This is a genomic window from Rhodococcus sp. IEGM 1409, assembly GCF_030056735.1.
Taxonomy (GTDB): domain Bacteria; phylum Actinomycetota; class Actinomycetes; order Mycobacteriales; family Mycobacteriaceae; genus Rhodococcus_F.
In genome coordinates this window covers 243,913-270,349 of the sequence record NZ_JASHKN010000006.1, presented here as the reverse complement: position 1 = coordinate 270,349, position 26,437 = coordinate 243,913, and the positions used below count along the sequence as shown (strand labels likewise).

Annotated in this window: 28 protein-coding genes; 20 read left to right on the top strand and 8 right to left on the bottom strand. The window is 62.0% G+C overall.

Annotated features, from left to right (window positions below; all coding sequences use genetic code 11):
• The first annotated feature begins 6 nt into the window (after positions 1-6).
• Positions 7-699 (top strand): GntR family transcriptional regulator, encoded by a 693-nt coding sequence (locus QM716_RS18235; protein ID WP_283305416.1) that lies wholly within the window; start codon positions 7-9, stop codon positions 697-699.
• A 9-nt stretch (positions 700-708) separates the two neighbouring features.
• Here the strand turns inward: QM716_RS18235 and QM716_RS18230 are convergent, their stop codons facing one another.
• Entirely contained in the window at positions 709-1,398 is a 690-nt protein-coding gene (locus tag QM716_RS18230; protein ID WP_283305415.1) for a TetR/AcrR family transcriptional regulator, read from the bottom strand.
• Positions 1,399-1,442: 44 nt separating this feature from the next.
• On the opposite strand from QM716_RS18230, the gene QM716_RS18225 reads away from it, so the two are divergent.
• From QM716_RS18225 to QM716_RS18215, 3 genes are all read left to right on the top strand, one after another.
• Positions 1,443-2,351, top strand: coding sequence for an oxygenase MpaB family protein (locus tag QM716_RS18225; RefSeq protein ID WP_283305414.1), 909 nt, complete (start codon positions 1,443-1,445; stop codon positions 2,349-2,351).
• A gap of 104 nt (positions 2,352-2,455) precedes the next feature.
• Positions 2,456-3,595, top strand: a complete 1,140-nt coding sequence (locus tag QM716_RS18220) for a serine hydrolase domain-containing protein (RefSeq protein WP_283305413.1) — start codon at positions 2,456-2,458, stop codon at positions 3,593-3,595.
• Between the two features lie 272 nt (positions 3,596-3,867).
• A complete protein-coding gene (locus tag QM716_RS18215; protein WP_283305412.1) occupies positions 3,868-4,962 on the top strand; it encodes a GGDEF domain-containing protein in 1,095 nt (364 codons plus the stop codon).
• Between the two features lie 9 nt (positions 4,963-4,971).
• Here QM716_RS18215 and QM716_RS18210 read toward each other — a convergent pair whose 3' ends face one another.
• Both QM716_RS18210 and QM716_RS18205 read right to left on the bottom strand, forming a co-directional pair.
• Positions 4,972-5,184 carry a helix-hairpin-helix domain-containing protein gene (locus QM716_RS18210; protein ID WP_283305411.1) on the bottom strand — a complete coding sequence of 71 codons (213 nt, stop codon included), beginning with the start codon at positions 5,182-5,184 and terminating at the stop codon, positions 4,972-4,974.
• Positions 5,185-5,216: 32 nt separating this feature from the next.
• Positions 5,217-6,647, bottom strand: a complete 1,431-nt coding sequence (locus tag QM716_RS18205; RefSeq protein WP_283305410.1) for an MFS transporter — start codon at positions 6,645-6,647, stop codon at positions 5,217-5,219.
• A 63-nt stretch (positions 6,648-6,710) separates the two neighbouring features.
• Here QM716_RS18205 and soxR point away from each other — a divergent pair, with 63 nt between their 5' ends.
• Positions 6,711-7,151 (top strand): redox-sensitive transcriptional activator SoxR, encoded by a 441-nt coding sequence (gene soxR, locus QM716_RS18200; RefSeq protein ID WP_283305409.1) that lies wholly within the window; start codon positions 6,711-6,713, stop codon positions 7,149-7,151.
• 12 nt (positions 7,152-7,163) lie between these two features.
• Here the strand turns inward: soxR and QM716_RS18195 are convergent, their stop codons facing one another.
• From QM716_RS18195 to QM716_RS18185, 3 genes are all read right to left on the bottom strand, one after another.
• Positions 7,164-7,970 carry an ABC transporter ATP-binding protein gene (locus tag QM716_RS18195; RefSeq protein ID WP_283305408.1) on the bottom strand — a complete coding sequence of 269 codons (807 nt, stop codon included), beginning with the start codon at positions 7,968-7,970 and terminating at the stop codon, positions 7,164-7,166.
• 15 nt (positions 7,971-7,985) lie between these two features.
• The gene (locus QM716_RS18190) at positions 7,986-8,690 is read right to left on the bottom strand and encodes a FadR/GntR family transcriptional regulator (RefSeq protein ID WP_095972837.1); all 705 of its coding nucleotides are present in this window, start codon (positions 8,688-8,690) and stop codon (positions 7,986-7,988) included.
• A gap of 101 nt (positions 8,691-8,791) precedes the next feature.
• On the bottom strand, positions 8,792-9,352 hold the full coding sequence (locus QM716_RS18185) for a TetR/AcrR family transcriptional regulator (RefSeq protein ID WP_283305406.1): 561 nt from the start codon (positions 9,350-9,352) through the stop codon (positions 8,792-8,794).
• Between the two features lie 157 nt (positions 9,353-9,509).
• Between QM716_RS18185 and QM716_RS18180 the strand changes: the two genes are divergently transcribed.
• The 6 genes from QM716_RS18180 to QM716_RS18155 all read left to right on the top strand — a co-directional run bounded on the left by QM716_RS18180 (position 9,510) and on the right by QM716_RS18155 (position 15,541).
• A complete protein-coding gene (locus tag QM716_RS18180) occupies positions 9,510-10,481 on the top strand; it encodes a phosphotriesterase family protein (RefSeq protein ID WP_283305405.1) in 972 nt (323 codons plus the stop codon).
• 3 nt (positions 10,482-10,484) lie between these two features.
• Positions 10,485-12,140 carry an AMP-binding protein gene (locus QM716_RS18175; protein WP_283305402.1) on the top strand — a complete coding sequence of 552 codons (1,656 nt, stop codon included), beginning with the start codon at positions 10,485-10,487 and terminating at the stop codon, positions 12,138-12,140.
• Positions 12,141-12,391: 251 nt separating this feature from the next.
• A complete protein-coding gene (locus tag QM716_RS18170; RefSeq protein ID WP_283305401.1) occupies positions 12,392-13,783 on the top strand; it encodes an MFS transporter in 1,392 nt (463 codons plus the stop codon).
• A gap of 68 nt (positions 13,784-13,851) precedes the next feature.
• Positions 13,852-14,526, top strand: coding sequence for a TetR/AcrR family transcriptional regulator (locus QM716_RS18165; protein WP_283305400.1), 675 nt, complete (start codon positions 13,852-13,854; stop codon positions 14,524-14,526).
• A gap of 38 nt (positions 14,527-14,564) precedes the next feature.
• Positions 14,565-15,197 carry an HAD family hydrolase gene (locus QM716_RS18160; protein ID WP_283305398.1) on the top strand — a complete coding sequence of 211 codons (633 nt, stop codon included), beginning with the start codon at positions 14,565-14,567 and terminating at the stop codon, positions 15,195-15,197.
• Positions 15,198-15,253: 56 nt separating this feature from the next.
• On the top strand, positions 15,254-15,541 hold the full coding sequence (locus QM716_RS18155; RefSeq protein WP_230817338.1) for a putative quinol monooxygenase: 288 nt from the start codon (positions 15,254-15,256) through the stop codon (positions 15,539-15,541).
• A gap of 104 nt (positions 15,542-15,645) precedes the next feature.
• Here QM716_RS18155 and QM716_RS18150 read toward each other — a convergent pair whose 3' ends face one another.
• Positions 15,646-17,148 (bottom strand): class I adenylate-forming enzyme family protein, encoded by a 1,503-nt coding sequence (locus QM716_RS18150; protein ID WP_283305397.1) that lies wholly within the window; start codon positions 17,146-17,148, stop codon positions 15,646-15,648.
• 104 nt (positions 17,149-17,252) lie between these two features.
• Here QM716_RS18150 and QM716_RS18145 point away from each other — a divergent pair, with 104 nt between their 5' ends.
• Entirely contained in the window at positions 17,253-17,966 is a 714-nt protein-coding gene (locus QM716_RS18145; RefSeq protein WP_283305396.1) for a TetR/AcrR family transcriptional regulator, read from the top strand.
• Between the two features lie 49 nt (positions 17,967-18,015).
• On the opposite strand, the gene QM716_RS18140 is transcribed toward QM716_RS18145, so the two are convergent.
• Complete coding sequence (locus tag QM716_RS18140; RefSeq protein ID WP_003942878.1) at positions 18,016-18,492, bottom strand: MaoC family dehydratase; 477 nt, start codon at positions 18,490-18,492, stop codon at positions 18,016-18,018.
• Positions 18,493-18,650: 158 nt separating this feature from the next.
• Between QM716_RS18140 and QM716_RS18135 the strand changes: the two genes are divergently transcribed.
• Genes QM716_RS18135 through QM716_RS18100 form a run of 8 tightly spaced genes read left to right on the top strand, consistent with a single transcriptional unit; the run spans position 18,651 to position 26,416 of the window.
• On the top strand, positions 18,651-19,472 hold the full coding sequence (locus QM716_RS18135; RefSeq protein WP_283305395.1) for an SDR family oxidoreductase: 822 nt from the start codon (positions 18,651-18,653) through the stop codon (positions 19,470-19,472).
• Positions 19,469-20,272 carry an enoyl-CoA hydratase-related protein gene (locus QM716_RS18130; protein ID WP_283305394.1) on the top strand — a complete coding sequence of 268 codons (804 nt, stop codon included), beginning with the start codon at positions 19,469-19,471 and terminating at the stop codon, positions 20,270-20,272. The genes QM716_RS18135 and QM716_RS18130 overlap by 4 nt, the downstream gene beginning before the upstream one ends.
• The gene (locus QM716_RS18125) at positions 20,259-21,479 is read left to right on the top strand and encodes an acyl-CoA dehydrogenase family protein (protein ID WP_283305393.1); all 1,221 of its coding nucleotides are present in this window, start codon (positions 20,259-20,261) and stop codon (positions 21,477-21,479) included. Before QM716_RS18130 ends, QM716_RS18125 begins: the two co-directional genes overlap by 14 nt.
• A gap of 1 nt (position 21,480) precedes the next feature.
• Positions 21,481-22,263, top strand: coding sequence for an SDR family oxidoreductase (locus tag QM716_RS18120; RefSeq protein ID WP_283305392.1), 783 nt, complete (start codon positions 21,481-21,483; stop codon positions 22,261-22,263).
• A complete protein-coding gene (locus tag QM716_RS18115; RefSeq protein ID WP_283305391.1) occupies positions 22,256-23,290 on the top strand; it encodes a phosphotransferase family protein in 1,035 nt (344 codons plus the stop codon). Before QM716_RS18120 ends, QM716_RS18115 begins: the two co-directional genes overlap by 8 nt.
• A gap of 45 nt (positions 23,291-23,335) precedes the next feature.
• Complete coding sequence (gene fabG / locus QM716_RS18110) at positions 23,336-24,094, top strand: 3-oxoacyl-ACP reductase FabG (protein ID WP_020909429.1); 759 nt, start codon at positions 23,336-23,338, stop codon at positions 24,092-24,094.
• Between the two features lie 34 nt (positions 24,095-24,128).
• A complete protein-coding gene (locus tag QM716_RS18105) occupies positions 24,129-25,322 on the top strand; it encodes an acyl-CoA dehydrogenase family protein (RefSeq protein ID WP_283305390.1) in 1,194 nt (397 codons plus the stop codon).
• Positions 25,319-26,416, top strand: coding sequence for an acyl-CoA dehydrogenase family protein (locus QM716_RS18100; RefSeq protein ID WP_283305389.1), 1,098 nt, complete (start codon positions 25,319-25,321; stop codon positions 26,414-26,416). Before QM716_RS18105 ends, QM716_RS18100 begins: the two co-directional genes overlap by 4 nt.
• The last annotated feature ends 21 nt before the right edge of the window (positions 26,417-26,437 follow it).

Genomic DNA, 26,437 nt, shown 5'->3' with positions numbered 1-26,437 from the left:
TCGGTTGTGGCAACGTCTGCACGCACTCGGAGGGCGACATCTGAGCTGAGGAGACGGCCACAGTTGTCGGAGGACGTGGCCAACCACGTTCGCAACCTGATCATGTCCGGCTCGGTCCGTCCGGGCGAGTTCGTCAGGCTGGACGAAACCGCAGCCGACCTCGGTGTCAGCGTCACGCCGGTGCGAGAAGCCCTCGTCGCATTACGCGGCGAGGGGATGGTCGAGTTGGTACCGCATCGCGGCTATCTCGTCTCGCCCCTCAGTCGCCAGGACATCGAAGACATCTTCTGGTTGCAGGGGCAGATCGCGGTAAAGCTGGCCTTGCGGGCGATGGACAGCATCACCGCTGATCAACTGGTAGAACTCGCGGAACTCAATGCCGATTTGCGCGCGGCGGTCGACGCCTCGGATGCAGCTGCGATCGAGCAGTGCGAATTCGAGTTCCATCGCCTGATCAATCGCGCTGCAGGTGGTGCGAAACTGGCATGGTTCCTGTTCGGCGCGATTCGGTACACCCCAGCTCGTCTCTACGCGACCGATCCCGGATGGGGTGAGCTTGCGGTATCGAGCCACGACAGCCTGATCGAAGCGTTCGAAAAAGGTGATCGTGAGCAGGTCGACGCGCAGATGGGCCTGCAGTTCTCCGACGGCGCTGCTCGACTGCTGGCGCACCTCGACAACATCGGTATCTGGGACTGAATCAGGAGCTCACGGCGGCGGTAGGGCGGGAGCGAGCAGGATCGCTGCACACTCGGCGACCAGTTCTTCTTCCGTCACGTCGATGTACCCGTCGAGCCATGCACTGAGGGTCTGCGCCAGGCCGCCGACCAGGAACGTTGCCGTCAGGGTCAGATGACCGCTGTCGTTCAATCGGTAGAAGGTCTTGGCGTTGGCAGCCAGGAGACCGACGAATATCGTCGTCGACGCTTGGCGTTTCTCGGCCAGGACAGGGCTCGTCAGGGCGCTGGAGAACAGTAGACGTCCGCGACGAGGATCGTTCGCGATAGTGCGGACGATGTTCGCGATTCCGGCGAGCGCCTTGCCGCGTTCGGTCTCGGCGGAGTCGACTGCAGTCTGGGTTGAAACGGCGATATCCGTGATGACGGTGTCGTAGACGGCCGACATCAGAGCATCACGATCGGTGAAGCTCTCGTAGAAGTACCTTGCCGCTACACCGGCCTGCTTGCACACTCCGCGGACCGTCAGTTCGGGTTCGGCCGAACCCATGAGTTCCAGACCGGCCTCGATCAGCGTCTCCCGTCGTTGGGCTACGCGGAGCACGCCGTCGACGCCACCGTACGAACGCGGTTGGTCATTCATAAAGACCATCTTGGCATCTCGGTGTTGTTTGAAATCTCGGCGTTGCTTGACATCTCGGCGTTTCAGCGTTTCACTCATCTGAGAACGTGCGTTCGCAGATATGACTTCGAAGGGGTTCTGCCATGACGGTGAGTAGGGATTCGATAGACGGGCGCGGGGAAACGGTGGCAGGTGTCGACATCGAAGCGGTCGGCACCAAGGCGGTCGACACCAACACGGTCGACATCGATGCGGAAGTCGAAAAGGCGATGTCCGGGCTCGGGTTGTTGGCCGCCGGTGCGAACGTCATCATGCAGTTGGCGCGTCCGGCGGTGGGGTACGGCGTGTACGAGAGCAAGGTCGAGACAGGCCGGTTGGACCGACACCCGGTGAAGCGAACCCGGACGACGCTGACGTATCTCGCGGTCGCGAGCCTGGCGACGGACGAAGAAAAAAAGCTGTACCGACGCGCAGTCAACGGCTCGCACAAGCACGTTCGCTCCGACGAGAACAGTGCAGTCGAGTACAACGCGTTCGATCCCGAACTGCAGTTATGGGTCGCAGCCTGCCTGTATCGCGGGTTCGAGGACGTGTACAAAATTCTGTACGGCGATCTCGATCCGGTGACCCAGGACGCGTTCTATCAGCGCAGCGCCACGTTCGGTACGACCCTTCAGATGCGCCGCGACATGTGGCCGGCGGACCGGGATGCGTTCGAGGTCTACTGGAACGAGAACCTCGACAAGGTGGCCATCGACGAGACGATTCGTGAGCATCTGTACGGGATCGCGTCGGCGACTTTCACGCCGAAGTTGTTGCATCCCGTGGTCGGCCCCTTCAATCGATTTGTCACCACCGGGTTCCTTCCCCAGGCCTTTCGTGACGAAATGCGACTCCCGTGGTCGGTGCGTCGGCAGCGCAATTTCGACCGATCCATGCGCGTCGCCGCGCTGGTCAATCGGTTCAGTCCGAAGGTTCTGCGGATGTTCCCCTACAACTTCTATCTCTGGGATCTGCGTCGGCGTATCGCCAAGGGAATCCCGTTGGTCTGAGCCGACTCTGAGACTTGATGTGATTGACACCACAGGTAAATCGGACACATACTCAACATAGTTGAAGTTGACGTCAAGTTTCATCATTCCTGTGGAGGCTGTCAGTGGCGAACATCGAAGGCGTATGTGACCAGCGATTCTCTGGTTTGAAGGAGGCGCTGGCACGCAATCTCGATTCCGGCGAGGACGTCGGGGCGGCGATAGCACTGACGATCGACGGCGAATCCGTCGTCGACATGTGGGGCGGTTGGATCGACGTCGAGCACACTGCGCCTTGGGTCCGCGACACCGTCACCAACGTCTGGTCCTGCAGCAAGACCGTGACCGCACTGGCCGCACTGATGCTCGTTGACCGCGGCTTGCTGGATCTCGATGCCCCGGTCGCGCAGTACTGGCCCGAGTTCGCCGCAGCAGGCAAGGATCGTATTAAGGTCCGGCAACTGCTGTCGCACACGTCGGGTGTGTCGGGGTGGGATCAACCCTTCACCTTGGAGAACATCTGCGACGACGACTACGCCACCGCCCGGTTGGCGACCCAGGCCCCCTGGTGGGAACCGGGTACGGCATCCGGATATCACGCCCTCAATTACGGTCACTTGATCGGTGAGGTCGTCAGGCGCCTCGACGGAAGGACCCTCGGCCGCTTTATCGACGAGGAAATAGCCGGTCCGCTCGATGCTGATTTCCGCCTGGGCTTGCCGAAGTCCGAGTACCGGCGAGTCTCGAATGTGATTGCGCCACCGCCGTTGCCGATTGACATCGCGGCACTCGGGATGGACAACATCATGGTGAAGACCTTCACCGCACCGCCGGCCGACGCGACAGGTTCATGGACCGACGGGTGGCGCGCCGCCGAGATCGGCGCGGCCAACGGCCATTCGAATGCGAGGGCGCTCGCACGCATCCAGTCGGTGATCGCATGCGGTGGCAAGGTCGGTGACGTCCGTCTGCTGTCGGAGGAAACCATCGACAAGATCTTCGAGGAGCAGTCGTCCGGGGTCGACCTCGTCCTCGGTGTGCCGGTCCGCTTCGGCGTCGGATTCGGCTTGCCGACGCCCGAGTCCGTCCCGTTCATTCCGGAGGGGCGAATCTGTTTCTGGGGTGGTTGGGGCGGCTCGCAGATCATCATCGATACCGAGAAGCGCATGACGTTTTCGTACGTGATGAACAAGATGGGTCCGGGTCTGCTCGGTTCGGAGCGATCGGCGCAGTACGTATCGGCCGCCTACGACGCTTTGAATTGATCGACACGACAGCGCTGATCGACACGACAGCGTTGACCGGCATGACAGGGTTGATCGATCTGACAGGGAGGGCGGAGCGCTATCAAATCCTTGCTGAGTAGTAGCCCAGGGCGCTGGGTGTAGGTTCTGATCCTTAATCCGGCAGAACGGTTTTTTTGTCTGTCTCCGCTGACTATGCTGCCGGATATGCCAGTGTGTTCCGGGGGGAAATCAGCGTGTCCGCTACGTCGAAGTGTGCCCGAAAGTTGCAGACCTGCGTTGGCTGACCAGTGATGAACGGTCGCGTCGAAGTTGTCTTGCGCTGGTGGCGGTTGCCGGACCAGTTTCACAGTTTCAGTCGCTACCTCGAGGACCATGCGTTCTTGACTTCCTGCCGGGCACTGGTCGGCGGAACTGCGTTCTGGATGGGGTTGGTATTGCTGTCGGCGCGATTCAGTGACGTCGGTCCGCAAGGTGCGTTCTGGCGAGCGGTCAATCTGACAGTCATCGTGCTGTGCTTCGGCGCGGCTCTGATCTGGTGGTTGTTTCCGCCGACGCCGCTGTGGTCGTACACCTTTGTCGTGGGCTCCGACGCTGCGATTGCGGCAGCAGCGGCAACCGACACGGAACCGCTGGGGCGGCTCATCGCGTGCGTCGTTTTTGCGTCGATCGGTGGCTACATTGCGTTCTTCCACAATCCGAAACTCCAAGTCGGTCACCTGATCTTCGCCTCGATCGTCACGATGCTTTCGGGGTGGACTTTGTTGTTCGGCCCAACGGCCGACGTCGGGTTGGGACTGGCGAAGATCTCGGTTGTGCTGGCTACGATCATCGTGATTCCCGGTGTGTCACAGATTGTTCTGGCGGTCTTGGGTTCGGACGCCAGTACCTCCGACATCGACCCGTTGACTGGTCTGCTCAACCGTCGCGGACTGGCGCGTCGGGTGAACGACGTGATGGGAGCTCCGGTCACCGAAGCGGATGCACTACTCGTAGTGGTGATCGACCTCGACCGCTTCAAGACGATCAACGACGTTCACGGCCATGACGTGGGAGACAGCACGATCATGCGAACTGCACTGCGTATCCGTCTGTGGGCAACCCAGTCCGCCTTGACAGCTCGTACGGGCGGTGACGAGTTCGTCGTGGTGGAGCGGGTACCGGTCAGCATGATTTCCAGGCTGGAAGGACAGATCCGCTCGGCGATGGACGGGGCGGCCGATGATCCGCCGACGAGTGCCAGCGTCGGAATGGCGGTCCGCACCGCGCCACGGAATTTGGACGAGTCAGTCGACGAAGCCTTTGCCGAACTGTTCCGCGTTGCAGATTCGGCAATGTACGAAGCGAAGCGGGAAGGTGGCAACCAGGTTCGCGCGAGCCTGGTCTGATGTGAGAGCTCAGTCGGCGAAGCTCAGGCCACGTTCGGCGAGTGCTTCACGCAGAATCCTCAGGGCCTTCGGCCCCATCCCGTGCAAGGTGCCGAGTTCCTTCTCGGACACGGACGTCAGCTGCGCGAGGTGGGTGTAACCCGCGCCGATCAGCGCGCGCTGTGCGGGAGCGCCCGTTTTCGGGAAGTCGGTTTCCACTGTGTCCGGATCCGGTTCGGTCACTGGCCAACTCCTCCGTGTGGGTTTTCCACAGTTTAGCGAGCGTCGTGAACGATTTCGGGTCTGTCGACTTTGTCGAGGGTTCGCGGAAGCGCGCGACCGGCCACGGCAATGCCGATGATCGCGACAGCGGCGAAGGTGAAGAGAAGCAATTGTGCAGAACGAAGCGTCGACGGTTCGCCGATGTTCACCAGCACTCCAGCCAGAGCTGCGCCGAAAGCGTTGGCGATCAACTGCACGGTGTTGATGGCAGCCGAGGCCCGCGCCCCTTCCCCGGGATCGGCGACCGAGGTCATCGCACCGACTGCAAGATGAGGCCAGGCGATGCCGATTCCGACGCCGGCGACCAGCAGTCCGATCACCCACGCGACCATCGCACCGGCGCCGGCGCGCTCGGTGAGAAATGCTGCCATGATGCCCAACCCGATCGCGACGAGGATCGGACCGCTGACAACGATTCGTCGCACGATACGAGGGGTAGTGGCCGAGGCGCTCGGGATTTCGCCGAGAGTCCAGCCCAGAGCGAGTGCGGCGCCGAGGAATCCGGCGGCGAGCGGTGCCAGTCCGGCAAGTCGTTGGCCGAAGAGTGGAATGAACGTCTCGACGGTCGACGCGACAGCGAGGACGACGATGGTCAGGTACACCCATTTGAGAGACGACGCGTTGAACGTCGACGGTGGCAGTACGCCGTGGCCCGAGCGGCGATCTGCGGCGACAAAAGCGATCAGTAGCAGCACAGCGGCGAGGACCATCCCGGCGGTCACTGCGAGGTTGGACAGAATTCCGGCGACGCTGACCAACAATGCTGCCGCGGTCAGCAGTGCCAGTGAGAGGACCGGCACCTGACTACGGGTGGCGCTTCCCGGTTCATGCGCTGGCAGGGCGCCGGGAACGAGAGCGGCAACTGCAATCGTCGCGATGACCAGAACGCCGAAAGCCCATCGCCAGGCACCGAATTGAGCAAAGACACCGCCGATCGCGGGCCCGGCGAAGGTGCCGACTCCCCACATCGCCGAAACCAACGCAGCTCCGCGCGTCCATAGATGTCTCGGGAGCGCGGCATTGATGACGGCGTAACCGAGACCGGCCAGCAGGCCACCTCCCGACCCCTGGATCGTGCGGCCGACCAACAGCAGTTCCATGGTCGGGCTGACTGCACACACGACGGTGCCGAGCGCGAAGATCGCGAGGCCGATCAGGTAAGCCCCGCGTGGTCCCCTGGCTGCGAGGACGTTGGTGACCAGCATCGAGGAGATGACGGAAGCGATGAGGAAGACCGTTGCGGTCCAGGCGTAGTACTGCTGGCCACCGATGTCGTCGATGGCGGTCGGAAGCAGGCTGGTCGTCAGGTAGACGTTGGTCGCATACAGCGCGACGCCGCCTGCGAGGACGGTAGCGGTGCCGAGGTATCGACCGCTCAGTAGCTGCCGCCAGGTTCCGGCGGGAGCATCGGTGGGGGAGTGCATGTTGTCGAAGGTAGAATCTCAAGTGCGCTTCAGGTCAATGTCGTGCAGCCATTGGGAGGCAAAATGATCCGCAAGAGTGACGAACTTCTCTCGATCGGTGAGGTATCGGCACGAACCGGCGTCGCCGTGTCGGCGGTGCGCTACTACGAAACACTCGGTCTGGTTCCTGCGGAGCGGACGGCGGGAAACATGAGGAAGTTCCCGCGTCACTCGATCCGGCGGGTGTCATTGATCCAGCTGGCAGTCAGATTCGGGATACCGCTTGCCGAAGTTGCCGAAGTATTCGGGTCGTTGCCGCAGGGGCGAACTCCGACGAAGAAGGACTGGCGCAAGATCTCGACGGAGTGGAATCAACGGCTCGAGGATCGCAAGCAGGCCATCAACCGGATGCAAGACGAACTGACAGGTTGCATCGGCTGCGGGTGTCTGTCACTCAAGACATGCAACCTGCTCAACCCCGGAGACGAACTGGGCCGGGAGGGGCCCGGCGCCAGACGTCTCTGAAACTCCTGTCGGTCAGACTCTTTCGCGTGGCCGGGACTGCGCATTCCACCGACCACCGCGACGCTCGATCTCGATGGGATGCGAGAAGCACTCGCTGATGTTCTGGGTGGTGATCACATTCTCGGCGAGGCCGCCGGCGGTCACGACGCCGTCCTTGATCAGGAGAGCGTGCGTCGTGGTGCTCGGAATCTCTTCGATGTGATGCGTCACGAGGATGCTGGCAAGTGAGGGGTTCTGATTGCGGAGGTCGTCCAGTGCCGTCAAGAGTTGTTCGCGTGCAGCCAGATCCAGCCCGGTCGCCGGCTCGTCGAGCAGAAGCAGGCGTGGTTCGACCATGAGTGCTCGGGCGATCAGGGCTCGTCCCCGTTCACCTTGGGACAGGTTGGGCCACAGTGCGTCCGAACGCGGGCGCATGCCGAGGAGATCGATCAGCGCGTCGGCATGAGCTTCTTGTTCCGGAGTCGGTGACCACCGCGGCATCACCTCGGTGGTGTTGGTGAGACCGGTGATCACGACGTTGCGGACCGTGATCGGAACCCCGATCGTGTGACGAGGGTTCACGTGCCCGATGTCCATTCGCAATTCGCGCATGTCGACGCGGCCCAACTTGTGGCCGAGGACGTAAACGGAACCGCGAGTCGGGTGGGCGGTTGCTCCGAGCAGGCTCAAAAGCGTGCTCTTGCCCGCGCCGTTCGCGCCGAGGAGGACCCAGTGTTGTCCGGGTTCGATCGAAATGTTGATGTCTTTCAACAAGTATCGGCCGTCGCGGACGAGATCCACGTGTTCGGTCGACAGAACTGTGCCGGTGGGGTGTTGCACGAGAACCAACCTCTCTTAGGCGTCGAGCACACGCAGGCGTCGTAGGACGGTGTCGATGTTCGCTCGTGTTGCCGCTACCGCGGCTTCGGGGTCGGCATCTTGAAGTGCTTCGACCAACTGATCATGGGCATGCGAGGTGTCGGGGACGCCGGCCTCGTGGGCCATCATCTCGACGAGGGACTCACGAAGGAGCGGACGCACCGACGTGAACAGCGAGAGCAGAACCGCGTTACCGGAGAGGCGAACAACTTCCGTGTGAAAGTCGAGGTCGACGTCCACGAACTTCTCGACATCACCTTCGAAATGGCTGTGTCGCATGGTCAGTCGTCGCCTCAGGCCGTCGAGGTCTTCGGGTTGTACCCGCTCCGCGGCCAGCCTGGCGGCCTCGATTTCGAGTGCGCGACGCACTTCGAAGACCTCCAGGATGCGTGAGCGTCGAAGAAGCTTGGTGAATTCGTCGACATGCTCGAGTTCGGATGCGGCAGCCACGAAGGTTCCGACGCCGTGCCGAACCTCGAGAAGTCCGTCGCGAGCAAGGAGACGGATGGCCTCGCGAATCGAGGAGCGTCCGACGCCGAGTTCGACGGCAAGGGCCGCCTCGCTGGGGATGCGCTCGGACGGCGCCCACGTCGCTTGCATGATTCGCCCGCGCAGCAACTGTTCGAGTTGCGGTACCAGGGGACCACTGCGAAGTGTGAATCCTGTGTGGTCGTCGGACACGGCTTGCCTCTCGTGGGTGTACCGACAGGGTAGCAACTCATCAGACGTCTGAGGACTCGGGTTGGCGAGTGTGTCGCAGCAGCGTTCCTCAGTCGGTCCCGTCAGTTGCGGGTGACGCCGAGAAGTAGTGCGATCAGGTCGAGGGCCGTCTCGATCTCGGCCTTTTCTCGTCCGAGTAGGGGCGCGTAGAGGTGTACGTCGCAGATACGAACGAGGGCTTCGCCCAGCACTTGTGGCGAAAGTGTGATGGTCAACTGGCCCGCGTCGACCTGGGACTGCAGTATCTCGGCGGTGATGGAGGCGGAGATCGACTCGATCGAACCGGGCATCATCGCGAGCTTGATGAACACCATGGGTTCACGTTTGGTCAGCGCGCGCAGCTCGGTCGATGATTCCACCGAGCGCATGACGCGGCCGAAAACGTCGAGGATGTACTCCGGACCTTTCCCCGACGCCTGTGACATCGCTTTGCGGTATGTCCGTTCGGTGGCCTCGGCCAGCACTGTTCCGAGCAGTTCGTCGCGGTTGCCGACCCAGCGGTAGAGCGTCGCGCGGCCTACCCCGAGACGGTCGGCGAGCAGTGACATGTCGAGTGGTTCCTCCGCGAGGTACATGCTCGCGGCGGTGTCGATCGCGCGTCGGCGTTCGAGGTCGGTAGGCATCGGGACATTCTCTCCGGTTGTCCGGTACTGCACAATTTCGGCCTTTGAAAAACGGTGAGCCTCGGGGGATCGAGCCTATTGACGAACCTCGCCACGTGAGACACACTAGCTCATTGTCTCATGTTAGTGATGGCGATCACAGTCAGGGGTTCGATCGATGAGTTTAGTACAAACCGTTCGTGGGCCGGTGGACACAGCCGATCTGGGAAAGGTGTTGATGCACGAGCATGTCTTCGTTCTGGGTGAGGAGTTGCGCCAGAACTACCCCGACTACCCCGAACCCTGGGATGAGGAGGTGCGGGTAGCGGACGCAGTAGCGAAGCTGACCGAGGTGAAATCCCGCGGAATCAGCACGATCGTTGATCCCACGGTGATCGGCCTCGGCCGGTACATTCCGCGAATCGCCCGTATCAACGAGCAGGTCGATCTCAATATCATCGTTGCCACCGGCATCTACACCTACAACGACATTCCCTTCCAATTCCATTACACAGGACCGGGATTGCTGTTCGACGGTCCCGAGCCGATGGTCGAACTGTTCGTCAAGGACATCAGGGAAGGAATCGCTGGAACCGGTGTCCGAGCCTCCTTCCTGAAGTGCGCCATCGAGGAACCGGGTCTAACCCCCGGCGTCGAGCGGGTCATGCGCGCGGTCGGACAGTCGCAGGTGGAAACGGGAGTGCCGATCACGGTGCACACCAATCCACATACGGAATCGGGCCTCGTTGCGCAAAAGGTTCTGGCCGAAGAGGGCGCGGATCTGACCAAGGTGGTCATCGGGCACTCCGGCGACACCACCGATCTCGACTATCTGTGTGCGCTTGCCGATGCCGGTTCGCTACTCGGGATGGACCGTTTCGGACTCGAGCCGTTCCTGTCGTTCGAGGACCGTGTCAACACCGTGGTGGAGATGGCCCGTCGCGGCTACGCGGAGAAGATGGTGCTGGCACACGATGCGTCGTGTTTCATCGACTACTTCCCCAGCGCTGCAAGAGAAGTGGCACTCCCGAACTGGAACTACACCCACATCAGTGATGACGTCATTCCGGCGCTGCTCGAACGTGGTGTCACCGAAGACCAGGTCAAGGCGATGCTGGTCGACAACCCACGTCGGTACTTCGAGAGCTGACTTATGACCAACGTGTACGAGAGCAAGCCCTGGCTCGCCAATTACGACGCGGACACAACGCCGAACGTAGACATCGAGCACGTCAACGCCCTCGAGATGTTCCGGGCATCGCTGGAGCGCGATCGCAATGCCCCGATCATCCGGTACTTCGACGGAACCGTCAGCTTTGCCGAACTCGACGAGATGTCGGACGCGCTTGCCGTAGCCCTCGCCGAGGACGGAATCGGGTTTGCAGACAGAGTTTCCTTTGTCCTGCAGAATGTTCCGCAGTTCGTGATCGCGACGGTCGCGGTGTGGAAACTCGGCGCCGTCGTCGTTCCGGTCAATCCGATGTACCGGGACCGTGAACTGTCCACTGTTCTCGCCGACAGCGGCGCGGTAGCGGTCATCTGTCTGGAGTCTTCGGCCGAGACGGTTGTGACCGCGTCTGAGGGCACCGAAGTACGACGGGTCATCACCACGTCGGAACTGGATTTTCAGTCGCGCGACGACGAACGGATCTTCGGTTCGGCGTCCAGGATTCGCCACGATGGATTTCCGGACCTGCTGGAATTGATCGAGGCGCATCGAGGACAGAAGCCCGGGCCGGTCGAGCTTGGACCGGAAGACCTTGCCTACCTTCCCTATACGTCGGGAACGACCGGCCCGCCGAAAGGTTCGATGAACACGCACGCGAATGTCGTGTTCGCGGCGCAGATCTATCGGGACTGGTTGGAGCTGCGACCCGGTGGCGCGATGTTCGCGGTGGCGCCACTGTTCCATATCACCGGATTGATCGGGCACGTCGCGGCCCCACTCCTGGCCGGTGCGTCCACGATTCTGACATGCCGATTCCATCCCATCGTTGCAGCGGAATCGATTTCGGAACATCGGGCAACCGCGATCATCGGTGCGATCACCGTGTTCATCGCGTGGACGGACAGCGCCGCAGTCTCGAAGGAATCGCTGAGCAGTCTCGAGTCGGTGTATTCGGGTGGCGCGCCGATTCCGCACGCGGCGTTGGAAGCGTTCCGGTCGAAGTTCGGTCACTACATTCATAACGGCTACGGGCTGACCGAGACGAACAGCCCGGCAATCGTTGTACCGAACTCTCGTGAAGCACCGGTGGATCCGGCGTCGGGAGCGGTCGCCGTCGGAGTGCCGGTATCGAATACGTACGCGGAGGTAGTGGACGAGAACGACAAGCCGGTACAGATCGGGGAGTACGGCGAGATCGTGGTCTCCGGTCCACAGGTCGCGCTCGGTTACTGGAACAAGCCGGAGGAAACCGCATATGCCATGCCGGGCGGGCGTTTTCACACCGGTGACATCGGATTCATGGACGGCGACGGCTGGTTCTACATCGTCGACCGGATGAAGGATCAGATCAATGCCTCGGGCTTCAAAGTGTGGCCGCGCGAAGTGGAAGACGTTCTCTACGAACACCCTGCGGTGCGGGAAGCTGCCGTCGTCGGTGTCATGGATCCGTATCGCGGCGAAACTGTGAAGGCCTTCGTATCCTTCAAAGACGGGTCCGAGGCGACCACCGAGGATCTGGTCGAATTCTGCAAGGAAAGGCTTGCGGCATACAAGTATCCGCGCATCGTCGAGATCATGAATGACCTACCGAAAACGGTGAGCGGCAAGATTCTTCGTCGCGAGCTGCGGGTTCCGAACTAGATCTACCTGACAAACGAATTGCCGGCCGCCGACAAGGTGAGCCGGCCATTCGTCGTGGTGTCTGCCGGGAATCGATAGGGGTTTAAGTCCCCTATGCGGCAAAGCATTTCAGTGATTGACATCACTCTTTTTGTGTCGCAGACTGATCGCAACGCCATAGAGTTGAAGTTGGTGTCAGTTTCTACTTCTGGCTCCGATTCGACTTCTCAACTCCCGGCGCGACGAGTGTCCGACCCATCGAGGAGTAACCCATGACGAGATCGGCAGTGGATTCGAGCACGCAGGCAGGGGGCCTGTCCGATCAGGACCGAAAGAAGAAGCGAGCACACCGCAAACTTCTGGGCGCGGGACTGCTCGGCAGTTCCATCGAATGGTACGACTTCTTCTTGTACGGAACGGCTGCAGCACTGGTCTTTCCGCATGTGTTCTTCCCCGATTCCTCGGCACTGATGGGCACACTGCTCTCGTTCAGTACGTTCTGGGCCGGGTTCGTAGCTCGTCCCATCGGTGGGTTGGTCGCGGGGCATTACGGTGACAAGTACGGACGCAAGCCCGCGGTGGTCACCTGCCTGCTGCTGATGGCTGTCGCAACCTTCCTGATCGGCGCGATTCCGAGTGCGTCGGCGATCGGCGTCGTCGCTCCGATCCTTCTTGTGACGCTGCGATTCATTCAAGGTCTTGCCTGCGGTGGACAGTGGGGTGGAATCGTCCTTCTTCTCACCGAATCCGCGAGTCCCAAGAAGCGTGGTTTCTCAGGCACTTTCGGTCAGATGGGTGTCTCGTTCGGTGTTGTCCTGGGCAACCTGGTCTTTCTCGTCGCGACCGCGACCATTTCCAACGACGCGTTCCTGAGTTGGGGTTGGCGGGTTCCGTTCTTCGCCAGCGCGTTGCTCTTCCCCGTTGTTCTGTACATCCAGACGAAGGTCGAGGACACGCCGGAGTTCCTCGAGCTGCAGGAAGACGCAAAGAAGAATCAAAAGGACGTCGTCGTTCAGGCTCCGTTGGCCCAGGCACTCAAGGATCACTGGCGCAAGATTCTGCTCGGCTGCGGACTGCTCGCTGCCACCAATGCGCTGTTCTACATCAGCATCGCAGGCGTGCTCAGCTACGGCACAACCGAACTGGGGTTGAAGCGGAACTCACTGCTCATCATCTCGCTCCTGAGTGCGTTGCTGACCGTCGGAGTGGTGCTGTGGTCCGGGAAGATGTCCGACAAGATCGGTCGTCGTCCGATGATCTTGATCGGCGCTGCGGCGATCGTGGTGTGGGCGTTCCCGTACTTCTGGTTGATCAACACCAAGTCCCTGCCGCTGTTCTTCATCGCAGTCACGGTCGGCAGCGTGTTCCAGTCGATGACCTACGGGCCGATCGCGGCCTACATGGGTGAGCTGTTCGCGCCCAACGTGCGTTACTCGGCCGCATCGCTGGCCTACCAATTGGCTGCGATCACGGTCAGCGGCGGCACTCCGTTCATCATGACAGCACTTGTCGCGAAGACCGGAACCACGACGTGGGTTGCCGCGTTCGTAGCACTCATGGGCTTGGTGACCTTCTTCAGTGCCTGGGTGCTGAAAGAGACCAACCCGAAGGAAGTTCGGGACGATCCGAACGCAATTCCCGGCGCGCACCTGTACGCCAAGTAACGCCTTCGATCTCGAACAGTCGCCCGCTACCGGTCACCGGTAGCGGGCGACTGACGTATAACTGGAGCATGGCTGCAGCACGCACAGGCTCCGAAGATGCTTCGTCGACAGTGTCACGGGAGCTTCCCTCCACTCAGCGTGGTTTGCGTACGCGTCGAGCGTTGATCGATGCGGCTCGCACGGTCTTCGAGCGGACCGGTTATCTGGACTCGCGTCTGATCGACATCACGGTGGAAGCGCAGTGCTCGGCCGGCACCTTCTACACCTACTTCGCAAGCAAGGAAGAGATCTTTGCGGCACTGATGGAGCTGGCGCGCGAAGACATGATGCATCCCGGCATGCCGCACACTCCGGAAGGCGCGGATCCCGCTGAGGTCATCGCAGCGAGTAACCGCGCGTACCTCGAGGCGTACCGACGGAACGCGAAGCTGATGGGTCTGCTCGAGCAAGTCGCAAGTATCGATTCGGAATTCCGGGTTCTCCGCATCGAGCGCGCTGACGCGTTTGTACGTCGCAATGCGCGCAGCATCGAGAAGCTGCAGAAAGCCGGTCTGGCGGACGCGAATCTGGATCCGCTGCTGACGTCTCGGGCACTCTCCGGAATGATCAGTCGACTTGCGTTCGCTTACTTCGTATCCCGCGGCGGCGAGGACGGCGCCGCCGGAGTGACGTTCGACGGTCTGCTCGATACGGTCAACCGGTTGTGGATCAACACTTTACAATTCTCGCTACAGCAAAATTGATGTTGACGCCGGGTTCATGTTTGGTGTCTGATGGGAGAATGACACCCACGCGTACGGCAGTGCTCGTCGATTTCGGTGGAGTTCTCACCTCCAGTGTTCTGCAGGCTTTCGCAGACTTCGGAGCCTCGCTCGGCGGTGACCCACGACTTCCGTTGACCCTGCTCTCCCGCGACGACGTCTCGAAGAGGCTGCTCTCCGACCACGAATCAGGAAAGATCGACCAGGAAGCATTCGAGGCCGGATTCGGGGAACGTCTACGCGCGCACGGCGCCGTCGTCGACAGTGTGGGGCTGGTCGACCGGATGCAGGCCGGGCTGATTCGGGACGAGGAGATGGTGCGTCTGCTCGCAGACGTGCGGGCGGCGGGCCACCCTGTTGCGCTCGTGTCCAACGCTTTCGGGCGTGATTGTTATGCGGGATTTGTCCTCGAGGACCTGGCCGACGAGGTTGTGATCTCGTCGGAAGTCGGGATTCGTAAGCCCTCTCGTCAGATCTACACCATCGCGTGCGAGCGCCTGGGCGTCGCGCCCGAAGATGCCGTGATGATCGACGATCTGCAACAGAACCTCGACGGTGCGGCCCGGTTGGGGATTGCGGGCATTCTCCACACCGACGCGGAAAGTACTCGCAGGCAATTGGAATCGACGTTCGGACTACTGCCCACGCAGTGAAACTGTAGGTTGCTCGGTAATACTCGAATACTGCTGGAACACTTTTGGAGGAATGAATGATTGCTGTCATCGCGGATATCACCGTCAAGGACGGAAGCGGCGAGCAGTTCGAAGCCGTAGTCGCCGAACTCGCCGAGAAGGTGCGCACGGAAGAGCCCGGAACGGTTCTGTATCAACTGATCCGCTCGAAGACGGATACGAATTCCTACAAGTTCATGGAGCTGTATCAGGACGGCGCGGCCATCAAGGCGCACGGAACGTCCGAGCATTTCCAGGCTGCAGGAAAAGCGATGGCGCCCTTCCTGGCCGGTGCCCCACAGATCGAGTACTTCGACGCACTCTGAGCGCATGGACAGAGATCTCTGAGTACAAGTACATGGACAGGGCCCTCTGAGCTCGTGAACAGGTGAGCCCCCGGCGAAATCTCGCCGGGGGCTCACCTGTGATTTCAGTTCTGCTTCTGGGCGAGGAGTTCGGACCGGTCGATCGATCGCTTGAGGATCTTTCCCGTCGAACCCTTGGGGAGTGCGTCGATGAACTGGACGACCCGGGGAATCTTGTAGGCGGACAGACGTTCCCGAGCCCACGACGTGACGGCAGCTGCTTCGAGGTCGGAGCCTGGGCGCACGGCCACCACTGCAGCGACCTCCTCGCCGTAGTAGTCGTCAGGGATGCCGATCACCGCGGCTTCGATGATGTCGGGGTGCTGGTAGAGCACCTCTTCGACCTCGCCCGGATAGACGTTGTATCCACCACGGATGATGAGGTCCTTGACGCGGTCGACGATGCGAAGATCCCCGTCGGTGTCGGTCGCGCCGAGGTCTCCGGTGCGGAACCATCCGTCGTCGGACAGAACGGCGGCCGTGTCGTCAGGGCGCTTCCAGTATCCCTTCATGATCGTCGGTCCTTTGATGAATACCTCACCCACTGTGCCTGCCTCGCAGACATTTCCGTCGTGATCACGGACCTCGACCTCGGTGCGCGGTACGGCGCGGCCGGTGTAACCGATCTTTGCAACGCGGTCGATACTGTTGAAAGTTCCGAACGCGCTCGTCTCGGTCAGGCCATAGCCCTCGAGGATCGTGCAGTTGAAACGTGCTTCGAAGGCGCGAGCGACTTCACCGGGAAGTGATGCGCCTCCGGAGATCGCGATCCGCAGTTGTTCGAAGTCGGAGCTGTCCACGTCGGCGGCGGCGTGCAGCATTGCATTCCACATGGTGGGGACGCCGGCCATGATGGTGAGCTTGTCCCGACGCACCAGATCGAGCATGGCAGCGGGATCGAACCGGGCGAGCAGGGACAGTGATCCGCCGCCGGTGAAGGTTGCCAGCATGACCGAACCCTGGCCGAAGATGTGGAAGAGCGGAAGTCCGGTTCCGGTGCGGTCCGAGGGATTTCCGCGGCTGCTCTCGGTGCCGATCTCACCGGCAGACAACAGATTCCCGACGGTCAGCTGAGCGCCCTTCGGGCGTCCGGTGGTGCCGGAGGTGTAGAGAATGGCCGTGGTGTCTGCTGCGTCGCGGTCGACCACGGTTCCCCGTGCATGGTCGGCCTTCGCCGATTCTTCGGTGAGCGTCCATACCGGGACGCCGCGCGCACTCCCTGCATCCTGGACTGCGGGGCCGAGCTGATGCCAGGCGATGGCCAGGGAAATCTCCGCGTCGTCCAGAACGTACTCGACTTCGGGTTGCGCCGACATCGTGTTGATGGGCACCACGACACATCCTGCGGCCTGAATCCCCATGTACGCCACGATGAATTCCGGCACCGACGGCGCCGCGAGCAGAACTCGGTCGCCGACGCTCAACCCTTCGTCGCGAATGCGGCCGGCGAACGCCAGAGACGCGTCGTGGAGCTGTCGGTAAGTCCAGTGATTGTCCGTGCCGCGAATTGCAATATTGTCCGGAGTGGCTTCCGCGTGACGGGTCACCGGGTCGAGAACGCTAACCATGGTTCTGCCTTTCGGGAGGAATCGACCGATTGTGTGTCCTGGGTCTCACCAGAGCGTACACTTGAATCCGGCGTCAACATCGAGTCTGTTGGGATTGTCCCGAAATGATGTTGGCCCGGAAGGACGGGGAGCGCACTGTGCTCGACGACGAATCGCGAATTGCCGCCTTACCGGTGGCTCCACCCGCGCTGCTCCGGGATCGGCCCACTACCGAGCGGGGAACTCGCACGCGCGCAGCTTTAGTAGCCGCTGCCCGTACGGTTTTCGAGCGTAGTGGCTATCTCGACGCCCGCCTCGTCGACATTGCCAAAGAAGCCGGCTGCGCGACGGGATCGTTTTACACGTACTTCGCGAACAAGGAAGAGGTGTTCGCCGCCGTCCTCGAGGTTGCGCGAGACGACATGATGCATCCCGGTATGGGGCGTGTTGACGGGGCTGACGATCCCTACGCCGTGCTCGAGGCGAGCAATCGGGCGTATCTGGCCGCGTATCAACGCAATGCAAAATTGATGGGTCTGATGGAGCAGGTCGCCCACATCGACCCCGAGTTCCGGAAGTTTCGCAGCGAGCGCGCCAATGCGTTCATCCGTCGTAACGCTCGGGGGATTGCCGATCTGCAATCGCGTGGCATCGCGGACACGACGCTGGACCCGATGACGGCGTCGATTGCCCTCTCCGGCATGGTGAGTCGACTCGCCTACAGTCTGTTCACCCTCCGTGAGGGTGAGGTGGACGGGCGTTTGCCGGAGTTCGATCAGATTGTCGCCACGGTGACCGATCTGTGGGCGAACGCTCTCAAGTTTCCCGACCGTCTCTGACGAGGGGCCGCCCCGGCCGTCCCGCGCTCGGGGGCCGGGACGTGCCGGTTCAGCTCTTTTCGACGACGCGAGCGACGGATTCAGCGACGACGACGGGCTTGTCGGAACCTTCGCGCTCGACCACCTGGCTCATCTTCACCTGGATTCCGCCGGGCAACTGCTCCGCGGACACGACGGTTGCGCGCATGCGAACCCGGGATCCCACGGGGACCGGAGCGGGGAAGCGAACCTTGTCGTAACCGTAATTGAGGCTGTGCGCGAAGCCGTCGAAGTGGATGAGTTGGTAGGAGAACTGGGGGCCCAGCGAGAGGCTGAAGAGTCCGTGCGCGATGGTGCTGCCGAGCGGGCTCGATGCGGCGCGTTCCGGGTCGACGTGGATCCACTGATGATCGTTTGTGGCTTCGGCGAACGCGTTGATGCGCTCCTGGGTGATGTCGTACCACTCCGTCGGGCCCAGCTCCTGGCCGATGAGCTTCTCGAGCTCGGCGAAGGTGGACGGGCGGACGGGCAATTGGTTTTCAGTCATCGTTGATCCCTTTACTCGCAGTTCAGGAGGACGGAACGGGCCGTTCGGGTGAGCGTCACGATTCGACGGTTGAAACTGACGCCGGATTCAACTATACATGAGGGGAGACGTGGATCACTGTCAGCGCGTAGGTATGACGCAAGCGAGAGGAATCGCTCATGAAGGTTGCCCAGAAGGTAGCAATTGTCACCGGTGGCGGCGGGGGGATCGGCGGTGCGCTGGCCGAGCGACTGGCTGCCGAGGGCGCACGCGTAGTAGTGGCCGACCTCGACGGAGCGGCAGCGTCAGCGGTGGCCGAGGCGATCAACGCGGAGCATCCCGGAGCGGCCGTGTCTGCCGGTGGCGACGTCTCCGACGAGACGGTCATTGCGGCCCTGATCGCGCAGGCGGAAAAGGAATTCGGCCCGGTCGACCTCTATTTCGCCAATGCCGGCGTCACCGGAGGCATGGGCCTCGACATCAGCGAGGACGTCTGGGACACGACGATCGACGTCAACGTCCGCGCCCACATTCGCGCTGCCAGGCTCCTCGTCCCAGGTTGGACCGAGCGCGGAGAGGGCTACTTCATCAGCACGGCCTCTGCGGCCGGCTTGCTCAGTCAGGTCGGATCCGCCGCGTACTCGGTGACCAAGCATGCTGCGGTCGCGTTTGCCGAGTGGCTCTCGATCACCTACGGGGATCAGGGCGTTCGTGTCAGTTGCCTGTGTCCGATGGGCGTCAACACCAAGCTTCTCTACGAGGGCGAGAACTCCGGAGATCCGGTCGGTAAGGCCGCAACCGGAGCCGTGCTGGCGGCGGGCAACGTCCTCGAGCCTGCCGAATGCGCTGAAATCGTCCTGGCTGCAGTAGATGCCGAGGAATTCCTCATCCTTCCGCACAAGAACGTGCTGGACATGTACCGGCAGAAGGGCGCCGACTACGACCGTTGGCTGCGCGGGATGCGTCGGTACCAGGCGTCGCTGCTCGCGGGAACGCGATGACCGAGGAGCTCGTCCTCTCCGAGCAGAGAGGAGCGGTGCTGGTCCTGACATTCAATCGGCCCCGCGTTCTCAACGCGTGGACCAACGTGCTCGAAGACCAGTACTACGACCTTTTGGCTGCAGCAGACGAAGATCCCGGTGTCCGAGCAATTGTCGTCACCGGTTCCGGCCGAGGATTCTGCTCGGGGGCCGACCTCGGCAATCTGAAGAACGTCGGCGAAGTCTCCGAAAGTGATCTGATCCGACCGCGAGACCGCGATTTCCCGACCACCATCCGTAAGCCGCTGATCGCTGCCGTCAACGGCGTCGCTGCCGGCCTCGGTATGGTCGAGGCCCTGTACTGCGATGTTCGTTTCGGCTCGAGCGCAACACGATTCACCACCGCATTCGCGCGCCGGGGACTGATTGCGGAGTACGGCATCTCCTGGATGTTGCCACGCTTGGTCGGGCACAGCCGCGCTGTCGATCTTTTGCTCTCCAGCCGGATGGTGGATGCGGACGAGGCGTACCGCATCGGTTTGATCGACCACCTGGTCACCGGTGATGACGTCCTGGACGCAGCGGTTGCCTACGCCGAGGACATCGCGGCCAGCTGTTCGCCGACGTCTCTCTCCGTCATCAAGTCTCAGATGAGTGCCGACGCGCACTCGAGCTTCACCGATTCCGCCAGGCGTGCGGAATCACTGATGCTGAACGCATTTCACGGCCCGGATGTCGTCGAGGGCGTCAACAGCCATCTCGAACATCGAGCCCCCAATTTTCCTTCCCTCTCTGTCAGGAGTTCACATGTCAGTGTTTGAGTTCTCGGATCGCACCAAGAAGTACCAGGCCGAACTGATCGATTTCATGGACAAGCACGTTTATCCGGCCGAAGCGGTGTACGAAGAGCAGATGCGTGAGTCCGGTAACCCACACTTCCAGCCGCCGATCATCGACGACTTGAAGAAGGAAGCCAAGGCCCGCGGGCTGTGGAACCTCTTCCATCCCCATCCCGAATGGGGCCCCGGCCTGACCAACCTGGAATATGCACCGCTCGCAGAGATCATGGGCCGCAGCCACCTGGCCTCCGAAGCCACCAACTGCGCCGCTCCGGACACGGGAAACATGGAGGTGCTCACGCTCTTCGGCACCGACGAACACAAGGAGAAGTACCTCAAGCCACTTCTCGAAGGCGAAATCCGTTCCGCTTTCGCGATGACCGAGCCCGAGGTTGCCAGCTCCGACGCCACCAACATCCAGCTCCGTATGGACCGTGACGGCGACGAGTACGTGCTGAACGGCCGTAAGTGGTTCGCTTCCAACGCCTTGCACCAGAACTGCAAGGTTCTGATCGTCATGGGCAAGACCGACTTCAACGCCGCGACGCACCGTCAGCAGTCGATGATGGTCGTGCCGATCGATGCTCCCGGTGTCACGATCCTGCGCAACCTGCCGGTCTTCGGTTACCAGGACCGCGAAGGACACGGCGAGATCACCTTCGAGGACGTGCGCGTCCCGGCCAAGGATATTCTCGCCGGTGAGGGTGAAGGATTCGCGATCAGCCAGGCCCGTCTCGGCCCCGGCCGCATCCACCACTGCATGCGTGCAATCGGAATGGCCGAGCGTGCACTGGAACTGATGTGCAAGCGCGCATCCACCCGCATCACCTTCGGAAAGCCTGTCAGCGACAACGCAAACATCCAGGACTGGATCGCCGAGGCGCGTATCGATATCGAAATGGTTCGACTCCTCACCCTCAAGGCTGCACACATGATGGACACGGTGGGCAACAAGGAAGCACGCACCGAGATCGCGGCTATCAAGGTTGCGGCGCCGAACATCGCGCTCAAGATCATCGACCGCGCCATCCAGGTCCACGGCGGCGGCGGCGTCACGGACGACTTCCCGCTCGCGATGGCATACGCGCACATGCGCACTCTTCGTCTGGCCGACGGCCCGGACGAGGTGCACAAGCGCGCCATCGCCAAGCAGGAACTGCGCAAGTACCGCGAAGTCAAGGCGAACTGACATGGCAGGACTGGATCTCACAGGTAAGACGGCGATCATCACCGGCGCATCGCGGGGCATCGGCCTCGCGACCGCGCAGACGATTGCAGCGGCGGGCGGAAACGTCGTACTGACTTCGCGCTCACAGGAATCCGCAGATGCGGCTGCCGCACAGGTGACCGGCAACGCGATCGGTGTCGGCGCACACGCGACGGACGAGGATGCTGCCCGCAAGTGCGTCGAGCAGACGATCGAGCGTTTCGGCAGTCTCGACATCCTGGTGAACAACGCGGGCACCAACCCGTCGTTCGGGCCGATCATCAATCAGGATCACTCGCGCTTCGCCAAGACCTTCGACGTCAACGTGTGGGCTCCAGTCCTGTGGACCGGCCTGGCAGCGAGGGCCTGGATGGGCGAGCACGGTGGTTCCGTGGTCAACACCGCCTCGATCGGTGGCATGGCATTCGAGGCCGGGATCGGTACGTACAACGCGTCGAAGGCTGCTCTGATCCACATCACCAAGCAGTTAGCGCTCGAGTTGTCGCCGAAGATCCGTGTCAACGCAGTCGCTCCGGGAGTGGTGAGAACCAAACTCGCCGAAGCGCTGTGGAAAGAACACGAAGAAGCGGTGTCTGCATCGACCGCTCTCGGACGTATCGGTGAACCCGAGGACGTCGCTGCTGCCATCGCCTTCCTGGTTTCCGATGCGGCCCAGTGGATCACCGGCGAGATCATGACCATCGACGGTGGCCAGCTGTTGGGCGACGCACTCCCGTTCCGGCAAGGTGCGTCCGTCGGTGGCTAGCGTCGGAGTCGTGGGACTCGATACCGAAGCGGTCACCGGGTGGATAGCAGGCCTGGGGATCGACTTCAGCGGGCCGCTGTCCTTCGATCGAATTGGCCTGGGGCAGTCCAATCTCACATACCTGGTCCGTGATCAGGGCGGCCATCGCTGGGTTCTACGACGCCCACCGCTGGGTCACCTTCTGGCCTCGGCACACGACGTGGCGCGCGAAGCTCGAATCCTGAGCGCTCTCGAATCCACCGAGGTGCCTTCTCCGCGCGTATTCGGGTTGACCGAAGACCCGGCCGTCACCGAAGTCCCGCTGCTCCTCATGGAATTCGTGGACGGCGAAGTGGTGGACCGGATGCCGCTCGCGGAAGCGTTGTCGGAAGATCGTCGTCGGGCAATCGGCATCTCGCTCGCTCGGACGCTGGCGAAGATACACGCCGTGGATCTGAAGCAGGCCGGCCTCGACGACTTGGCGAGCCACAAGCCCTACGCCGCACGGCAGCTGAAGCGTTGGGGTGGTCAGTGGGAACAGTCGAAGACGCGGGAATGCCCCGATCTGGACGATCTCACCCGACGCCTCATTGCGGCTCAGCCGGCTCATACCGAAACCACGTTGGTGCACGGCGACTTTCACCTACGCAACGTGATCACCTCCGCTCAGAACGGAGAAGTTGTCGCGGCCCTCGACTGGGAACTCTGCACACTCGGTGATCCGTTGGCGGATGTCGGAAGCTTGTTGGCGTACTGGCCGGCAGCTGGGGAGAACACGGGCGGCGATTTTCCGGCATCGGCACTCCCCGGATTCCCTTCGCGTGAGGAGATCTCGAGGATCTATCTCGAGGCCACCGGACGGGATCCGGCTGCGCTGAAGTTCTGGCACACCTTGGGACTGTGGAAGATTGCCGTGATCGCCGAAGGCGTGATGCGTCGCGCCCGCGACGAACCGCAGAATGCCGCCGAGAGTGGAACTCCCACCGTGGAGCGTATTGACGCCTTGGTGACCAAAGCCAGGGAAATTGCAGATCAGGCCGGGATCTGACGAGATCTTCCGGTATCCGTCGAATCACGAAATTATGGAGGGCCAGTGAGCCAGGAACGTAGAACCGCAATTGTCACGGGTGCAGCACGCGGAATCGGTGCGGCAGTGGCCAAGCGACTGTCGGAAGACGGCTTTGCCGTCGCCGTGCTCGACCTCGACGAAGCAGCGTGTGCCGGAACCGTCGACGCGATCAAGGCTGCAGGCGGCCAGGCGCTGGCCGTCGGCGCTGACGTCTCCGACGAGGCTTCGGTCGCTGCAGCGGTGGATCGTGTTGCGGCAGAACTGGGCGCACCCACCGTACTGATCAACAATGCCGGTATCACTCGCGACAACCTTCTGTTCAAGATGAGCGTTGCCGAGTGGGATTCGGTGATGAACGTCCACCTACGCGGAGCGTTCCTCATGTCGCGTGCGGTGCAGAAGTACATGGTGGAAGCGAAGTTCGGCCGCATCGTGAACCTCTCGAGCACGTCAGCTCTCGGTAATCGTGGACAGGTCAACTACTCCGCTGCGAAGGCCGGAATGCAGGGATTCACCAAGACATTGGCCTTCGAGCTGGGCAAGTTCGGCGTCACCGCGAACGCTATTGCCCCCGGATTCATCGAAACCGAGATGACCGCCGCAACGGCCGAGCGTATGGGAGTCGGCTTCGAGGACTTCAAGACCGCTGCCGCTTCGCAGATTCCGGTCAATCGCGTCGGGCAGCCCGAGGATATCGCGCACACCGCGTCGTTCTTCGTCAGTGAAGGCGCAGGCTTTGTTTCCGGTCAGGTCGTCTACGTTGCCGGTGGACCCAAGGACTGACCGTCCGCTCACCGCTCGAACCGAAGGAATGGGCATGGCTTTCGACGAAGAGGCAGTATCGCGTGACCTCACCGACAAGGTGAACACGCTTCTCACGGAGAACGATCCGAGCAGTGTGTCGGCATCGGATTTCCTCGGCGCACGATTCGACGCCGGACTGGCGTGGGTCCATTTCCCCGAAGGTCATGGGGGGCTCGGTGTACCGCAGAGCTTTCAGCGTCAGGTGAACGCTCAGCTGGAGGCCGCCGGTGCACCCGGCCCGGCCACCGGTAAGAACGGGATCGGACTGGGCATGGCGGCACCGACCATCGCTGCCTTCGGTACCGAGGAGCAGAAGCAGAAGTTCCTGCGCCCGTTGTGGACTGCGGAGACGGTCTACTGCCAGCTGTTCAGCGAACCGGGCGCAGGTTCGGACCTCGCGGCCGTCGCTACCCGCGCCGTCCGCGACGGCGACGATTGGATAGTCAACGGGCAGAAGGTATGGACGTCGGGCGCGCAGAACGCGCAGCTGGCGATTCTGGTGGCCAGGACCGATCCGTCACGCTCCAAACACGCGGGTCTGAGCTACTTCATCTGCGACATGACCGACCCGGGCGTCGACGTCCGTCCGCTGCGCCAGATCACCGGCGAGGCCGAATTCAACGAGGTATTCCTCACGGACGTCAGGATTCCGGACGCCAATCGCCTCGGAGCCGAAGGTCAGGGATGGAAGGTTGCGACCACCACCCTGAACAACGAGCGTGTTGCCATCGGTTCGGGCGCACCGCGTGAGGGCGGCATGATCGGAAAGGTCGCGCAGGCCTGGCGCGACGAGCCCGAGCTGCGTAACCCGGCGATGCACGACGAGTTGATGCGGCTCTGGACCGAATCGGAGGTCGCGCGTCTGACCGGTGAGCGGCTTCGCCAGCAGCTCGCCGCCGGACAGCCCGGCCCCGAAGGCTCGGGAATGAAGCTCGCGTTTGCCGGTTTGGCCCAGCAGATTTCGGGTTTCGACCTCGAGTTGCACGGCGAAGCCGGTCTGCGTTACGACGACTGGACACTGCGTCGACCGGATTCCGTCGACTTCACCGGGCGTGAACCCGGATACCGGTACCTGCGGGCCAAGGGCAATTCGATCGAAGGCGGAACGTCGGAGATCCTGCGCAACGTCATCGCAGAACGAGTACTCGGGTTGCCGCCCGAGCATCGCGTCGACAAGGACATCGCCTGGAAGGACCTACCCCGATGAGCGCCGATCTGCTGTATTCCGAGACCGAACAAGATCTGCGTGCCAGCGTCAGACGACTGCTGAGTGAGCGGGCCGGCGCCGATACCGTGGTCACGGCTTACGACGACGTGTCCGCCGACTTCACCGGACTGTGGAAGTCACTGGCGTCGGAACTCGGTTTGGCGGGACTGCTGGTACCCGAGGAACTGGGCGGGGCAGGTGCGTCCACGCGTGAGGCGGCGGTCGTGATGGAGGAGATCGGACGTGCGGTCGCTCCCGTTCCGTTCTTCACCAGTGCTGTGCTGGCGACGACGGCGTTGTTGAAAGCGGGCGAGACAGACGTGCTCGGTCAATTGGCAGCGGGGGATTCGACGGCCGCTCTGGTCGTCCCGTTATCCACTGCACCGGGAACATTCACACCCACTGTCAAGGCAACGGCGGATGGACTCGTCGGCAGCGTCACGACGGTTGCCGGCGTCGCCGAGTCCGATGTTCTTGTTGTTCCGGTTGCCGGTGAGAGCGGTGTGGAGCTGCACACCGTTCGGATCGCCGACGCTACCGTCACGCCGGTTCTGTCCCTGGACATGACGCGCCGATTGGCGGACGTCGAGTTCTCGGGGGCGCCGTCGGTCCGGGTCGACAACGGCGATGCCGCTCAGGCGGTTGAGGAAGCGTTGCTCTGCGGAAGCGCACTTCTGGCGTCCGAACAGTTCGCCGTGGCTCAGTGGTGCCTCGAGACGACCCTCGCGTATGTGAAGGAGCGCAAGCAGTTCGGCCGGGCGATCGGTTCGTATCAGGCGATCAAGCACCGCCTCGCCGATCTCTGGCTCGAAGTCAGTTCCTCGGGTGCGGCAGCACGATATGCGGCGGACACCTATGCACGCGGCGACGCCGATGCGGCGATCGCAGCGACGGTGGCCCAGGCATTCTGCAGCGGCGTCGCGGTTCATGCTGCCGAAGAATGCGTCCAACTCCACGGTGGTATCGGAATGACGTGGGAGTATCCGGCGCACCTGTACCTCAAGCGGGCGAAGAGCGACCAGTTGTCGCTGGGAACCGCGTATCAGCATCGGGCACGTCTCGCCGAGTTGGTCGACCTCCCGATCTCGTCCTGAATCTCATCCACTATCTGTCTG

Bases quoted from the DNA above. Each gene is read 5' to 3' on its own strand.
- QM716_RS18170 (WP_283305401.1), top strand. From the start codon at position 12,392: ATGACGAGATCGGCAGTGGATTCGAGCACGCAGGCAGGGGGCCTGTCC.
- QM716_RS18180 (WP_283305405.1), top strand. From the start codon at position 9,510: ATGAGTTTAGTACAAACCGTTCGTGGGCCGGTGGACACAGCCGATCTG.
- QM716_RS18160 (WP_283305398.1), top strand. From the start codon at position 14,565: ATGACACCCACGCGTACGGCAGTGCTCGTCGATTTCGGTGGAGTTCTC.
- soxR (WP_283305409.1), top strand. From the start codon at position 6,711: ATGATCCGCAAGAGTGACGAACTTCTCTCGATCGGTGAGGTATCGGCA.
- QM716_RS18135 (WP_283305395.1), top strand. From the start codon at position 18,651: ATGAAGGTTGCCCAGAAGGTAGCAATTGTCACCGGTGGCGGCGGGGGG.
- QM716_RS18120 (WP_283305392.1), top strand. From the start codon at position 21,481: ATGGCAGGACTGGATCTCACAGGTAAGACGGCGATCATCACCGGCGCA.
- QM716_RS18185 (WP_283305406.1), bottom strand. From the start codon at position 9,352: ATGCCTACCGACCTCGAACGCCGACGCGCGATCGACACCGCCGCGAGC.
- QM716_RS18100 (WP_283305389.1), top strand. From the start codon at position 25,319: ATGAGCGCCGATCTGCTGTATTCCGAGACCGAACAAGATCTGCGTGCC.
- QM716_RS18175 (WP_283305402.1), top strand. From the start codon at position 10,485: ATGACCAACGTGTACGAGAGCAAGCCCTGGCTCGCCAATTACGACGCG.
- QM716_RS18205 (WP_283305410.1), bottom strand. From the start codon at position 6,647: ATGCACTCCCCCACCGATGCTCCCGCCGGAACCTGGCGGCAGCTACTG.
- QM716_RS18150 (WP_283305397.1), bottom strand. From the start codon at position 17,148: ATGGTTAGCGTTCTCGACCCGGTGACCCGTCACGCGGAAGCCACTCCG.
- QM716_RS18230 (WP_283305415.1), bottom strand. From the start codon at position 1,398: ATGAGTGAAACGCTGAAACGCCGAGATGTCAAGCAACGCCGAGATTTC.
- QM716_RS18130 (WP_283305394.1), top strand. From the start codon at position 19,469: ATGACCGAGGAGCTCGTCCTCTCCGAGCAGAGAGGAGCGGTGCTGGTC.
- QM716_RS18125 (WP_283305393.1), top strand. From the start codon at position 20,259: ATGTCAGTGTTTGAGTTCTCGGATCGCACCAAGAAGTACCAGGCCGAA.
- QM716_RS18145 (WP_283305396.1), top strand. From the start codon at position 17,253: ATGATGTTGGCCCGGAAGGACGGGGAGCGCACTGTGCTCGACGACGAA.
- QM716_RS18140 (WP_003942878.1), bottom strand. From the start codon at position 18,492: ATGACTGAAAACCAATTGCCCGTCCGCCCGTCCACCTTCGCCGAGCTC.
- QM716_RS18165 (WP_283305400.1), top strand. From the start codon at position 13,852: ATGGCTGCAGCACGCACAGGCTCCGAAGATGCTTCGTCGACAGTGTCA.
- QM716_RS18225 (WP_283305414.1), top strand. From the start codon at position 1,443: ATGACGGTGAGTAGGGATTCGATAGACGGGCGCGGGGAAACGGTGGCA.
- QM716_RS18155 (WP_230817338.1), top strand. From the start codon at position 15,254: ATGATTGCTGTCATCGCGGATATCACCGTCAAGGACGGAAGCGGCGAG.
- QM716_RS18105 (WP_283305390.1), top strand. From the start codon at position 24,129: ATGGCTTTCGACGAAGAGGCAGTATCGCGTGACCTCACCGACAAGGTG.
- QM716_RS18215 (WP_283305412.1), top strand. From the start codon at position 3,868: ATGAACGGTCGCGTCGAAGTTGTCTTGCGCTGGTGGCGGTTGCCGGAC.